This window comes from Xanthomonas sp. fls2-241-TYG-148 (assembly GCF_030208815.1).
Taxonomy (GTDB): Bacteria; Pseudomonadota; Gammaproteobacteria; order Xanthomonadales; family Xanthomonadaceae; genus Xanthomonas; species Xanthomonas campestris.
The window spans coordinates 925252-937942 of the sequence record NZ_JARVTE010000001.1 but is presented as its reverse complement, the minus strand read 5'-3'; the positions used below and the strand labels follow the sequence as shown (position 1 = coordinate 937942).

Genomic DNA, 12691 nt, shown 5'->3' with positions numbered 1-12691 from the left:
CGATCGATGGCTGATGCGCTGCGTTCTTCGCTATCGCCTCGACAGGGCTATGTGCTTCGGGCCGTCAACGCCCAGTGCACCCAGGCCCTCCGGGTCCCCGCAAACGCCACGGCCAGCTACCGAAAGCGCGGCCGGCGCACTACACTCGCCGCGCACACTAGGGGAAACACATGGCACGTATTCTGATTGTCGACGACTCGCCGTCGCAGCTGCTGGGGATTCAGCGCATCGTCGAGAAGTTGGGGCACGAAACCATCACCGCCACCGACGGCGCCGCCGGCGTGGAAGCGGCCAAGTCGGCACTGCCGGACCTGGTGCTGATGGACGTGGTCATGCCCAACCTCAATGGGTTCCAGGCCACCCGCACGCTCAAGCGCGAGCCCACCACCCAGCACATCCCGGTGATCCTGGTGACCACCAAGGACCAGGACACCGACCGCATGTGGGGCATGCGCCAGGGCGCCCGTGCCTACATCACCAAGCCGTTCTCCGAGGACGAGCTGCTGGAAGTGATGGAGCGGGTGTTCAACCAGAAAGACGAGCCGCCGGCGGCGTGATCGCGTCTGCAGTGCGCCAGCCTTTCTTGCTTTGGGCGCATGGGTGATAGGCGCTTTCAGGGTCCAGGCACGCGATGCGCCGTCCTTCGGGAGTGGGTTGCTGGACGTGACCCGACAGATGGTCAATGAGCAAGACGTGCTGCTGGCTTTGTGACCGCACCCGGCAGTGCGCCCGGACTTCTTGAAGCATGCGCACGCGCGATAGGTGGGCGGCAGTCCGGGCACGTCACAAGCCGTCCTCCGGCAAGCTGCTGGAAGTGACCGGACAGATCGTCCAATCAGAGTGACAAGCCGCTGGCGTGCGATCGCACCGGCACTGCGGCAGCCTTTCCTCGAATTAGCGCACGCGCGATGCCTGCTCGGCGGATCCACGCGCGTTACAAGTCGTGACTTAGCGCGCGCTGCTGGAAGTAACGGATAGATAGCCAACCAGAACTACCAGCGTCCGACGGTGTTATTGCACTAGCAGGGTGCGAGCCTGCCAGTGGTCGAGGGCCTGCGGGCAGGGTGGCGTTGGCAGAGCTCAGGCGCCCGGCAGCAGGTCCAAGTCCTCTGACCACGTGAGTCATCCCGCCAACCCAGCATCAGCATCAGCACGCCTCACGTCCTGCCTGCCCGCGACGGGGCCCGGCGCGATGGTGAGTGGCCGCCTGCCAAGACCCGCTCTCCAGGTTTGTCCCGTACGCTCGCCGCCTATCAAAGCCAACCCGCCTATCGGGTGCAGCTGACGCGCCCTGTGGTGTCCGCAGCCACTTTCCAGACCAGGCCCGGCCTTCGCTTCCCGCCTTCTCAGCCTCGGCCCGGCCCCGGCAACCACCCACCCCCAATCCGCCGCCGGCTAAACCACGCCGCACCAATCTGGCCCTTTCAAAACGGCCGGTCTGCCCCATCTAGTAGAATCATCGAAATCACAACACGGCGGCACTGCGGGACTGGCCCGCACAGCCCCCTGATCATGGAGCGTGCATGGCCTGGAACACACCCGGCAACAAGGGCGGAGACGGCCCGGATCCCAACCGTCGCAGGTCCTGGGGGCCGCGCGGGGGCGGCAACGGTGGTGGCTGGGGCAATCTGCCGGCCCCGTTGAAAGAGCTGTTCGACGGCGGCGTCTGGCGCTGGGTGCTGATCGCCGTGGTGCTGATGGTGCTGTTTTCCAGCTTCCAGCTCATTGGCGAGCAGCAGCGTGGCGTGGTGCTGCGCTTTGGCCAGTTCTCTCGGATCCTGCAGCCTGGCCCCAGCTTCAAGCTGCCCTGGCCGATCGAATCGGTGCGCAAGGTCAACGCCACCGAGATCAAGACCTTCAGCAACCAGGTACCGGTGCTGACGCGCGACGAGAACATCGTCAACGTCTCGCTCAACGTGCAGTACCAGATCAGCGACCCGCGCAAGTACCTGTTCGGCTCGCGCAATGCGGACCTGGTGCTGGAGCAGGCTGCGCAGAGTGCGGTGCGTGAGCAGGTCGGTCGCTCCGACCTCAACACCGTGCTCAACAATCGCGGCCCTCTGGCCATTGCCTCCAAGGACCGCCTGCAGGCCGCGCTCAATGCCTACAACACCGGCTTGTCGGTGACTGGCGTGACCCTGCCCGACGCGCGTCCGCCGGAAGAAGTGAAGCCGGCCTTCGACGAGGTCAACGGTGCCCAGCAGGTGCGCGAGCGCCTGATCAACGAAGCCCAGGCCTACGCCGCCAAGGTGGTGCCCGAAGCGCGCGGCCAGGGTGCCCGCACCCGCACCGGCGCCGAAGGCTACAAGCAGGCCGTGATTTCCAGGGCCGAGGGCGACGCCGACCGTTTCACCCTGCTGCAGGAGCAGTACGCCGGCGCGCCGGACGTCACCCGCAAGCGGCTGTGGCTGGAAACCGTGCAGAAGGTGCTGTCGGAAAACCGCAAGGTGATCGGCAGCGATGGCCGCCAGGTCATCTACGTGCCGTTGCCGGCCGATGCCGGCAAGAGCGGCAATGCCGGAACAGCTACGGGTAACGGCAGCATCCCGTCGATGGTGCCGCAGGACGTGCTGTTGAATCCGCCGCAAGGCAATGGCGGCAGCGCCGAAGGCATTCGCAATCCGGAACGCGGCCCGCGTCCGACCGGCCGTGAGGGGACCGAATAATGAAGAATTCGCTAGTCATCGGCCTGATCGTCGCCGTGTTGCTGGGCCTGATGGGCTCGGTGTTCGTGGTGCGCGAAGACCAGACCGCCATGGTGCTCAACCTGGGCCGCGTGGTGCGTGCCGACCTCAAGCCCGGCCTGCACTTCAAGATCCCGGTGGTGGAATCGGTACGCGTGTTCGATCGCCGCTTCCAGGTGCTGGACACCGCCCCGGCGCGTTATTTCACCGCCGAGCAGAAAGACGTGAGCGTGGACTTCTTCGCCATCGGGTACATCTCCGATGTGCGGGCGTTCTACCGCGCCACCGGTGGTGAGGAATCGGTGGCCAACTCGCGTCTGGCCCCGATCATCACCGACTCGCTGCGCAACCAGATCAACTCGCGCACCCTGCAGCAGCTGGTCTCCGGCGACCGCAGCGAACTGATCGCCAACCAGCTCAAGGGCATCAACGCCGCGATCAAGGGCTTGGGCATGCAGATCACCGACCTGCGCATCAAGCAGATCGACCTGCCCACCGACAGCCAGGTGATCACCGACGTCTACGAGCGCATGCGTGCCCAGCGCAAGCAGGAAGCCAGCAAGCTGCGCGCCGAAGGCGAAGAACAGGCCCTGACCATCCGCGCCCAGGCCGACCGCGAATCCACCGTGATCGTGGCCGACGCCGAGCGTGATGCGCAGAAGCTGCGCGGTGAAGGTGATGCCGAAGCCGCACGCATCTACGGCCAGGCTGGCTCCAAGGACCCGTCGTTCTACGCGTTCTACCGCAGCCTGGAGGCCTACCGCGGCTCCATGACCGACGGCAACGGCGTGATCGTCCTCGACAAGAACGACCCGTTCCTGCAGTACCTCAAGAGCGATCGTTGATCGCTCTGCTTTGAACCGACAACGCCCGCGTCATGCGGGCGTTGTTGTATGTGTCGCTTACTGTCGAGCAGGCATGCGCGCCCCAAGCGGAGGAGCGCACCCGGGCGCGATCGCTTTCCCGGGAATGCCCTTCGCGCCCAGGTGCGCTCCTACGACGCGGAACTTGTCGGGCACACTGCATCTCCCAGGTTGCGATGGTGTTGGTGATGCAAGAGTTTCTGTCCGCGTTATGCCTGATCGCCGTCATCGAAGGCCTGCTGCTGTTTGCCGTGCCCGCCGCCTGGAAGCGCATGGTCGAGCAACTGTTCAGCCTGCCCACCGCGCAACTGCGCGCCATTGGCGGCATCACGTTGGTGCTGGGCGCGATCGCGCTGTGGATCGTGCGCCACTGAGGTGGCAGCCCGTCATCGGCTGTGACAGAAGCGGGCAGGGAGACGGCGATCGGCAACAGCCGATTGCGACCCACCAGCAGGGCTGGTCCGTTGGGGCGCTCAGCGCGTTTGAAGCACCCGGCGGGCACGCAGCGCGCCTCAATCTGACCAATCCCGGAGCGGCCACCCGCAAGGGGTAGTGCATGCCACCCGAAACCCGGATAATGCACAAAAGCCGGCCGGGCACGCTCCAATCAGAGCACCCCGTTCGGCTTTTTCCGTGTCAGGGCTCCGCGCCACAGCAACGCTCCCCGATGGAGCTGCGCGCACGTGTCGCCGCCAGCCCTGGGCCGGTCCCATCCCGCGGCCCCGATGGCCGCAGCAAAACTTAGGAGTCCACCCGTCATGGGTCAGTCAGTTGTCGTGCTCGGTGCCCAGTGGGGCGATGAAGGCAAAGGCAAGATCGTCGATCTGCTTACCGAGGAGATCGGTGCCGTCGTGCGTTTCCAGGGCGGCCACAATGCCGGCCACACCTTGGTCATCAACGGGAAGAAGACCGTCCTGCACCTGATCCCGTCCGGCATCCTGCGCGACGACGCGCTGTGCCTGATCGGCAATGGCGTGGTGATCTCCCCGGCCGCGTTGATCAAGGAGATCGGCGAGCTGGAATCGGCCGGCGTGGAAGTGCGTTCGCGCCTGAAGATCAGCCCGGCCGCGCCGCTGATCATGCCGTACCACATCGCGCTGGATCAGGCCCGCGAGAAGGCTGCTGGCGGCAAGGCCATCGGCACCACCGGCCGCGGCATCGGCCCGGCATATGAAGACAAGGTGGCGCGCCGCGGTATCCGCATCGCCGACCTGCATTACCCGGCGCAGCTGGAAGAACTGCTGCGCACCGCGCTGGATTACCACAACTTCGTGCTGACCAAGTACCTGGGCGTGGAAGCGGTGGATTTCCAGAAGACCTTCGACGAAGCACTGGCGTTCGGCGAGTACGTGCAGCCGATGAAGTCCGATGTGGCCGGCATCCTGCATGACCTGCGCAAGCAGGGCAAGCGCGTGCTGTTCGAAGGCGCGCAGGGCGCACTGCTGGACATCGACCACGGCACCTATCCGTACGTCACCAGCTCCAATACCACCGTGGGCGGCGCACTGGCCGGCACCGGCGTGGGCGCGGATGCAATCGACTACGTGCTGGGCATTGCCAAGGCCTACGCCACGCGCGTCGGCGGCGGCCCGTTCCCGACCGAGCTGGATGACGAAGTGGGCCAGGGCATCCGCGACCGCGGTGCCGAGTACGGCGCCTCCACCGGCCGCCCGCGTCGCTGCGGCTGGATGGACATCGTCGCGCTCAAGCGTGCGGTGGCCATCAACGGCATCTCCGGCCTGTGCATCACCAAGCTCGACGTGCTCGACGGCATGGAAAAGCTCAAGGTCTGCATCGCGTACGAATACCGCGGCAAGCGCACCGAATACGCACCGCTGGATGCGCAGGGCTGGGAAGAGTGCACGCCGGTGTACCTGGAATTCCCGGGCTGGACCGAAAACACCCACGGCATCACCGAGTGGGACAAGCTGCCCGTCGCCGCACGCGCCTACCTGCGCGCGCTGGAAGAACTGGCCGGCTGCCCGATCTCGATCGTGTCCACCGGCCCGGATCGCGACCACACCATGGTGCTGCAGGACCCGTTCGCCTGATCGGCTGACGCAATCGCACTGCCACAACGGCCCGGCTTGTCCGGGCCGTTTTCATTTGAGGATTGCTGAGCATTGGCATGACCTTTGGCGGTGCGCGAGCGAGAGATCCTCACCGGAACCGCGCAACGCGTACCTTTCGCTCTTCATGATCGGTGATCAGGCGCTGGCAAAGCGCGTTGGTGGCGCATCGGCGAGGGGGGCACGTTGGAGCTGCGGGCGTCGTCGCTGCCGCAGATCAACGCGTGGTTGGCCGCGTGCAAGCGCTGAAATGGCGTCACGGTGCATGGCATCTGTTTGCTACCCAGCGGATAGGTGCCAGCTCGTGAGTTCTGCATCGACATCATTGTGTGGCGTCTGCATTTGCCACTGACGATCCCGCTCGCCAAGATGGCCGCATCTGCTACATGGACGATGCCAATGCGTGTTGTTTCAACAAACCAATTCTTTATTGCACGCACCCAGCGCAACACCGCACGCGTCATTGCGCTTGTCTGCACGCTGACGTGTACAGCGGCCAGCGCACGCACTATTCCGCAGGTGCGCTACCCGCAGATCGCTGCACATGCTGCCGCCGTGGAAGGTCTGGTCCCTACGGGGTGGCGGGTAGAGCAACGGCTGCAGGGTGACCTGGACCGCGACGGCCGCACAGATATCGTGCTGGTATTGAAAATGACCGACCCGGCGAACGTGCTGCAGGTTGACGAGCGCACACCCGAACCGCTGGACACCAATCCGCGCATGCTCATCGCGGCGCTCACGGACCCGGCCGGCGGCTATCGCACGGTGGCGCAGGACCACGCCCTGATTCCGCGGCGTGTCTCCGCTGATCAAGATGACTCTCTCGACGAGAGCGGCACCACCGGTGGTGGCGGTGTCAGCATCAACACGGCCGGTACGGTCATCGTCACCCTGAGCCAGTTTGCCTCGATGGGCTCCTGGCAAATGGGCGAGACCAGCTTCAATTTCCGCTACCAGGACGGCTGCTTGCGCCTGATCGGCTACGAGCGCTCAACGGTACAGCGCAACACCGGCGAGACCAACGCGCTCAGCATCAACTACCTCACCGGCCGCGCCTGGCGCACGCAGGGCAGCGTCGAACAAGACGGCGAACCACCCAAGCACTGGCTGCGGCTGCCCAGGCAGCCGTTGCAATGCCTGGAGCAGGTGGGCGATGGGTTGATGTTTGATCCCAAGATCGATTAGCCCGTGCGAACTATGTGAGCCGGACAAGGCATCGATAGACGCGTAGTACAGACCCTGCAGCACTATCGCCAGCTAATTGCTGAGCGACAGCGTTACAAACAGCGAAACGGAGTGCGATGTCCCCAACTGTCTGCGCCCGTGCTTACTGAAAGTGCTCGCTGTTGTCGGCAAGGGCCGAGCGGCCAATTCCCTGCGCCTCACCCCATGCGCATTGCCGAACCCTCACGCACCCGGTTGTCCATCTCCTGCTGCTGGCTTTGCACTAATGCCTGTTGGCGATCCGTGTTGGCAATTTCCAGCCGCTGCAGCGATTGCTCAACCGGCGTCTGCACCGCGACATCGGTCGGCATGTGAGCGCGCAGGTGCGCGGAGTTATTCAATTCGCCCTGCACAACAAACACGTGACGCCCGGCGGGACTGTCGGCTGTCTGTGTGCTCAGCACCACGTGATCGGCGCGGTCCAGGTCGTTCTGGCGGGCGAGGGTCATCACGCTGGCGATGAGGCGCTCACTGTTCTCGTCCGGTGTGCGCCCGGCTTGCGCATCGATGGCGTTGACGCCTACGCGGACCTGTTGCAACAAGGCGTAGTCACGGTGGCCCGGGCCGATATCGGCGAGTTTGGTAGGTGCCTGCGTCCGATCGGGCAGTCCATCGACCGATGCCGTGAGCGGACTGCGGGTGATGGAGCGGTGCGGATCGTCTTCGTGGAACTGCGTGGCTTTCTGCTGCCGCTCCAGGCGCACGGCGCGTGTATCGTCGAGCTCTGCAATGCGGGCAGGGTTGTTTTCTTCTCGCATGGAAGGATGCCCGCCGCCAGCGCTGACATTCATCCACTTCTGCTCTTTTTCGAAGTACATAGCATAGAAGCTGTTGCTGCCGATCACATTGGGATCGACCGCGGAGCGGCCTTCCAGCATCTGGATCGCTTCGGTCGTCCCCAGCTTTGCCAGGTACTGGCTGCCGTCCACCACCCCCATTTGCGCAAAGGTCTCGTAGCCCGTGTTGCTGATACGGGTGGTGCCGGCGTACTCGTTGTCTAGCATGTTGGTCCAGATCTGCTCCAGCTTCTGGGGGCCGCTTTTTTCCAATGCCGCTTGCAGGAGGACGCGTGGCGTCCAGCAGTTGGGGTCGAGACGATGCTGCTCAAATGCGCGGTCGTGTGCGAGCATGACGGAGGCGCCCGGTAGGTTCAGTGCCAGATCTGGGCGATCTTGACGAAGCCATGCTTGCCGAAGTTCCAAATCCCTCTCCAGCAATGTCTGTCCGAAGCTCTCCCACTGACGCTCGCTCAGTTGAGCATTAGCAAAGCGCGAGCCGCTGTCATGCTGCGTGTTCGCATAATCCTGCGCGTAACTATTCGCAACGCGCCCCGGCAAACTGTCATTACGCACTACACCAAGCGCGAGCGTCCCATAGCCGTCTGCACCGGGCAGTTGCGAGAGGTAGTTCCAGTACAGCTCACGATTGCCTGATTTTGCGTAGCTGCCCAGGATCGTCAAGTCCTGCTGAGTTAATCCACCCATGTTTTAATCCTTGCAAAAAAATGTGGATCACCCAACTTTGGTGCGTGCCAAAACGTCCCGAATCGCTTTTTCCATACGTTTCCAGTCCATTAGAAACGCGCGATGGTAGTTGAGCGTGATGGATAGTTTGTTCTCGACATCCACAAGGTGGTGTGTACATCCGGCGATAACTGGTTCTTCTTCGTCAATGACTTGGTCGCCCTCAAGCCGGATGCCGTCCTTACGAAACTTGGCGCTATCGCACTTGATGAAAGTGGTGAGATTGCCGCCGGAATCGCGCGCGACATACCAATCGTCCTCAAACGCAGGGTTGCGTGTCGGAGGTTTGCTGTAGCGGGCTTCGTACGCTTTAACGTACACCGCCATCTTTTCTTCATCGATGGCATAGGGCGTCAATCCGAGTGTTTCAGGCTGTGCAATACGCAGATCGAGTCTGTCGACGGGATCACCCCGTTCGACCGAGTCAGGCTCGGTAAGCGCTTCGTTAGACGAATAACGTGCCAGCAATCCCTCGATGGGGACACGGTCAACATAATTCATGGAGGCATGGATCTCCTTGCGGAAATCATTCGTGCGCGGGTTCGCCCGCGCACCGGGCGGGGTGGGGGTCATATCTGGCCACTCGATAACCAGCGTCACCACCTCGATGGACCACGGCGCGATTTGGCTGTCCAGGTAGTTGGCGGGGATGCGGAAGGTGTTCGGCCCCAGCTTTACGTCAACCGGAGCGTCCGAATAGGTGTGCCCGTTGATGGTGCGGCCTGTGGTGACGTTGTCTGGCATGGGTGAAGTCCTTTTCTGTTCGGGTGATGGCGTCCGTGCACAGGCACTGCCGGTCACAGCAACGGCGAGTGCAAGGGCCAGGCACCGGCCGGATGACATCATGTGCATTGGTCAATCCATTGCGGGGTTCGCCGCAACTATAGGCAACCTGGGATCAGCGCGACAGCAAGGGCCAGGCCTGCGATGACCCATACCATGCGCCGCATGGCATGGGAATGCGATCACGCGCTGCCGGCAGGAGATGCCAGTGAATCAAGATGCTGGCGGTGCAACGGCAGTTCGCCAAGTGTGCTGAAGAAGGACGTTTGCCGCCATCGATCGCACTATGTGTCGAGTTGCAGCGTGGTCAACGCAGAAGTCGCCGCGTCACGCCCCAAACGCACCATCGATCGTGTGCATCGCCCCGGTGACAAAGCCTGCTTCCGGGCCGGCCAGCCAGGCCACCATGCCGGCCACTTCCTCGGCGCGGCCGTGGCGTTTGATCGCCATGAAGCTGTGCATCAGGTCTTTCATCGGCCCGTTTTCCGGGTTGGCGTCGGTATCGATCGGGCCCGGCTGCACCACGTTGATGGTGATGCCACGCGGCCCGAAGTCGCGGGCCAGCCCGCGCGCCAGCCCTTGCAGCGCGGATTTGCTCAGCGCGTAGGACGCCATGCCGGGCAGCGGCATGCGGTCGCCGTTGACCGAGCCGATCACGATGATCCGCCCGCCGGGCGGCATCTGCCGCGCGGCCTCCACGGCGGCGTGGTAGGGCGCGTGCACGTTGATGCGGAACAGCCGGTCCACCGCGTCCGGATCCTGGTCCAGCGCATCGCCGAACAGCGCGATGCCGGAGTTGACCACCAGCACATCCAGCGGCCCGCTGCGGCGCACCGTGCCGATGACCGCATCGCGGTCGGCGCTGTCGGCCAGCACCGCGGTGCTGCCGGTGTCACCGGCCAGGCGCTGCGCCGCCTCGGCAGAGCCGGCATAGGTAAACGTCACCCGCGCGCCCTCGGCCACGAAGCGCCGCACAATGGCGGCCCCAATCCCCCGGCTGCCACCGAGCACCAATACCGACTTGTCTTTGAACGCTGACATGCATCACCTCACAATTAATGTAGCGAGCAATACATAATAGTTTTCGTCTGCCGTCAAGGATTTTGTAACTATGACTACAGAAACCCCCCGGGCCCGCGGCCGGCCACGGGCGTTCGACCCGGACCAAGCGGTCGCCACCGCGCAGCAACTGTTCCATGCGCGCGGCTACGACGCACTGAGCGTGGCCGACCTCACCCAGGCGCTGGGCATCAACCCGCCCAGTTTCTACGCCGCCTTCGGCAGCAAGGCCGGCCTGTATGCGCGCATCCTCGACCGCTACGCGCAGACTGGGGCCATCCCGTTGCCACAGATCCTGGACACCGCCCGCCCGCTGGCCGACGCCCTTGCCGACGTACTGGAGCAGGCCGCCCGCTGCTATGCCGCAGACCCCGCCGCCACCGGCTGCCTGGTGCTGGAAGGCACGCGCAGCAACGACGCGCAGGTGCGCGAGGCGGCCTGTGGTTTTCATGTCGCCGCCCAGGAGTTGATCCGCTCCCACATCGCGAAGCAGTGCCCGCATGACGCAGACCGGCTGGCGGACTTCGTCAGCACCACCATGGCCGGGCTGTCGGCCAGCGCCCGGCATGGGCAGAGCCTGGAGCGTCTGTTGGCGAGTGCGCGGTTGGCGGGAGAGGCGCTTCGGGTGGCGCTGCGGGGAATTGGGTGAGCGTGTCTGGCTTTCGCCGTTGAGCGGTAGACCCTCGTTTAGTCAGAGCGCTTAGCGAAGACTGCTTGCAAAAACAGCTCGCTCGCTGGATATTCCATATTCCGGAATATGGAATAAGGCGGGCTCGGCTGTGGAACTGAAGCCCCAGGATCTGGTGGTGCTGTACAAGCGGGTCGCCCAGGCGGGTCAGGTCTGGACGTATGCATCCCTTGGAGAAGCGCTGGGCATGAGCCCGTCTCAGGTGCATCGCAGCGTCAAGCGCGCGGTGGCATCCGGCTTGGCGCTGGAAAAAGGCCGCGGCGAGTGGGAGACGGTACGCACGGCGCTGCATGAGTTCGCGGTTCACGGTGTGCGTTACGCCTTTCCTGCCGTCATCGGACCGCTAAGGCGTGGCATTCCTACGGCCTTCGGGGCGCCGCCATTGTCCATTGCCATTGCTAGTTCCCCTGGGGATGCACCGGTGTGGCCAAGCGCGCAGTGCACGGCCAAAGGCCCCAGCTTGTCGCCGTTGTCGGCAGGTGCGCCCAACGCTGCGCTGGCCGACCCCGCCTTGCACCAACTGCTGGCGCTGCAGGACGCGCTGCGCAGCGGGCGCGCCCGCGAGCGAGCGCTCGCGGCGCGCTATCTCAAGCAGTCACTGGGGCTTGGCGATGCGGTCTGACGATTCCAATTTTCCGCATCTGCTTGTGATTGCGGATGCACTGGGCGAGCTTTGCGACCACGTGGTCTTCCTTGGCGGTGCAGTTGTTGGCCTGCTGGTGTCGGATTCATTGGCGGAGAACGCTAGTCAAGCATTCAGGTCACATCGTTCAGATCATCCCTAAGAGGAGAAAAATAACGCATTCATCTCAATATCGGCTGGAGCCTCGCCCTTTATCGTTTCGCGGAGGGCTTCACGCGCACCTTGCTCCATTTCGATCACTGCCATGTAAAGGCGCGCTCGCCAATAATTGAAGGCCGTAAGTCTCACCTTGCAGGCTCTGGCATTCGCACTGTGTCTCAGTCCTGCGAGAAATGCCGCCTCTGTTTCGACAGGGATATCTTCGAAAATCTTCTCGACCAGCGGTAAGAATTCTCCTTTCACGCGTGCCCTAATCTTGTAGATATCGTCCCAGGTTTGCAGCTTTTCTCTCCGGCACGGGCATTCGCTTGTGAGGCTGATGACGAGCTGCGGGAGGCCCGCATCCGAGGAAACTCCAACTTGGATTTCATCGGGGTGCACCATTTCGGTCCAGGGGTAGAAGCTTAGGCGTCTGTGTATTCCGTTAAAGAGCAGGTCCTTTGCTAACTTTGCTTTTGAGTTGCAGGTTTGACAGATGGGGATCAGGTTTCCCGGATGAATTCCATACAGCGGATATTTGTCCTTGGGAAGAATGTGATCATAAGGTCCGCGCCATTGCCCGTCCTCAGCGCTTGACCGCATCTGCGCCAGTGATTCTGTGCCGCAGACGCAACAAATGTTGCCATTTCCTGGCGGAGCGCTATCTCGAAAGCGCGAAAAGTGATTTGACACGGTCTCGCCGCAAGTTGTCTCTACCCCGACCAGATCGGCAGTTCGCTCGTACAGGTGGGCCGCCAATTGCTTCAGTTCCTTAAAAATCGTATCCGGAATAGCTACCAGAGGAACGGAGCGGTCTCCTAGGAAGTTGGTGGGCTCGATGTTCGCGTCTATGGCTGCTAATAGAGATGCCTTATCTGCATTCATCAGAGTAGAAGCGCTGGTGCGAAAATTAGAAATTTTCTCGAAGGTGGGATCATTGCTGAAAACTGCAGCATAGAGCCCCTCCGGCATTTGATGTTCGTCGACGGGTCGCCCGTGTAGTGCAGAGATCACGAC

The 12691-nt window shown here is 63.1% G+C and carries 12 protein-coding genes; 8 read left to right on the top strand and 4 right to left on the bottom strand.

Going from position 1 to position 12691, the window contains the following annotated elements; genetic code table 11:
* Positions 1-170: 170 nt before the first annotated feature.
* The 6 genes from pilH to QRM60_RS04170 all read left to right on the top strand — a co-directional run bounded on the left by pilH (position 171) and on the right by QRM60_RS04170 (position 6801).
* Positions 171-557: a twitching motility response regulator PilH gene (pilH, locus tag QRM60_RS04195; protein WP_011036249.1), complete on the top strand. Its 387-nt coding sequence runs from the start codon at positions 171-173 to the stop codon at positions 555-557.
* Positions 558-1523: 966 nt separating this feature from the next.
* Complete coding sequence (hflK, locus tag QRM60_RS04190) at positions 1524-2666, top strand: FtsH protease activity modulator HflK (protein ID WP_285445678.1); 1143 nt, start codon at positions 1524-1526, stop codon at positions 2664-2666.
* The gene (locus QRM60_RS04185) at positions 2666-3529 is read left to right on the top strand and encodes a protease modulator HflC (RefSeq protein WP_014506922.1); all 864 of its coding nucleotides are present in this window, start codon (positions 2666-2668) and stop codon (positions 3527-3529) included. The genes hflK and QRM60_RS04185 overlap by 1 nt, the downstream gene beginning before the upstream one ends.
* Before the next feature lie 206 nt (positions 3530-3735).
* Positions 3736-3921, top strand: a complete 186-nt coding sequence (locus QRM60_RS04180; RefSeq protein ID WP_285445677.1) for a DUF2065 family protein — start codon at positions 3736-3738, stop codon at positions 3919-3921.
* Between the two features lie 384 nt (positions 3922-4305).
* Positions 4306-5598 (top strand): adenylosuccinate synthase, encoded by a 1293-nt coding sequence (locus QRM60_RS04175; RefSeq protein WP_011036253.1) that lies wholly within the window; start codon positions 4306-4308, stop codon positions 5596-5598.
* A 417-nt stretch (positions 5599-6015) separates the two neighbouring features.
* On the top strand, positions 6016-6801 hold the full coding sequence (locus QRM60_RS04170) for a hypothetical protein (protein WP_285445676.1): 786 nt from the start codon (positions 6016-6018) through the stop codon (positions 6799-6801).
* Between the two features lie 197 nt (positions 6802-6998).
* Here QRM60_RS04170 and QRM60_RS04165 read toward each other — a convergent pair whose 3' ends face one another.
* The 3 genes from QRM60_RS04165 to bdcA all read right to left on the bottom strand — a co-directional run bounded on the left by QRM60_RS04165 (position 6999) and on the right by bdcA (position 10187).
* Entirely contained in the window at positions 6999-8324 is a 1326-nt protein-coding gene (locus QRM60_RS04165; protein ID WP_285445675.1) for an XVIPCD domain-containing protein, read from the bottom strand.
* Between the two features lie 27 nt (positions 8325-8351).
* Positions 8352-9215 carry a hypothetical protein gene (locus tag QRM60_RS04160; protein ID WP_285445674.1) on the bottom strand — a complete coding sequence of 288 codons (864 nt, stop codon included), beginning with the start codon at positions 9213-9215 and terminating at the stop codon, positions 8352-8354.
* A gap of 258 nt (positions 9216-9473) precedes the next feature.
* Entirely contained in the window at positions 9474-10187 is a 714-nt protein-coding gene (bdcA, locus tag QRM60_RS04155; RefSeq protein ID WP_285445673.1) for an SDR family oxidoreductase, read from the bottom strand.
* A 70-nt stretch (positions 10188-10257) separates the two neighbouring features.
* On the opposite strand from bdcA, the gene QRM60_RS04150 reads away from it, so the two are divergent.
* Positions 10258-10854 carry a TetR/AcrR family transcriptional regulator gene (locus QRM60_RS04150; RefSeq protein ID WP_285445672.1) on the top strand — a complete coding sequence of 199 codons (597 nt, stop codon included), beginning with the start codon at positions 10258-10260 and terminating at the stop codon, positions 10852-10854.
* Positions 10855-10984: 130 nt separating this feature from the next.
* Positions 10985-11515 carry an AsnC family protein gene (locus QRM60_RS04145; RefSeq protein ID WP_285445671.1) on the top strand — a complete coding sequence of 177 codons (531 nt, stop codon included), beginning with the start codon at positions 10985-10987 and terminating at the stop codon, positions 11513-11515.
* Between the two features lie 159 nt (positions 11516-11674).
* Here the strand turns inward: QRM60_RS04145 and QRM60_RS04140 are convergent, their stop codons facing one another.
* The gene (locus tag QRM60_RS04140) at positions 11675-12646 is read right to left on the bottom strand and encodes a hypothetical protein (protein WP_285445670.1); all 972 of its coding nucleotides are present in this window, start codon (positions 12644-12646) and stop codon (positions 11675-11677) included.
* Positions 12647-12691: the final 45 nt, after the last annotated feature.

Excerpts from the sequence above, each read along its gene's own strand:
- hflK (WP_285445678.1), top strand. The coding sequence starts at position 1,524 with ATGGCCTGGAACACACCCGGCAACAAGGGCGGAGACGGCCCGGATCCC.
- QRM60_RS04175 (WP_011036253.1), top strand. The coding sequence starts at position 4,306 with ATGGGTCAGTCAGTTGTCGTGCTCGGTGCCCAGTGGGGCGATGAAGGC.
- bdcA (WP_285445673.1), bottom strand. The coding sequence starts at position 10,187 with ATGTCAGCGTTCAAAGACAAGTCGGTATTGGTGCTCGGTGGCAGCCGG.
- pilH (WP_011036249.1), top strand. The coding sequence starts at position 171 with ATGGCACGTATTCTGATTGTCGACGACTCGCCGTCGCAGCTGCTGGGG.
- QRM60_RS04165 (WP_285445675.1), bottom strand. The coding sequence starts at position 8,324 with ATGGGTGGATTAACTCAGCAGGACTTGACGATCCTGGGCAGCTACGCA.
- QRM60_RS04180 (WP_285445677.1), top strand. The coding sequence starts at position 3,736 with ATGCAAGAGTTTCTGTCCGCGTTATGCCTGATCGCCGTCATCGAAGGC.
- QRM60_RS04170 (WP_285445676.1), top strand. The coding sequence starts at position 6,016 with ATGCGTGTTGTTTCAACAAACCAATTCTTTATTGCACGCACCCAGCGC.
- QRM60_RS04185 (WP_014506922.1), top strand. The coding sequence starts at position 2,666 with ATGAAGAATTCGCTAGTCATCGGCCTGATCGTCGCCGTGTTGCTGGGC.
- QRM60_RS04140 (WP_285445670.1), bottom strand. The coding sequence starts at position 12,646 with ATGCCGGAGGGGCTCTATGCTGCAGTTTTCAGCAATGATCCCACCTTC.
- QRM60_RS04150 (WP_285445672.1), top strand. The coding sequence starts at position 10,258 with ATGACTACAGAAACCCCCCGGGCCCGCGGCCGGCCACGGGCGTTCGAC.
- QRM60_RS04160 (WP_285445674.1), bottom strand. The coding sequence starts at position 9,215 with ATGCACATGATGTCATCCGGCCGGTGCCTGGCCCTTGCACTCGCCGTT.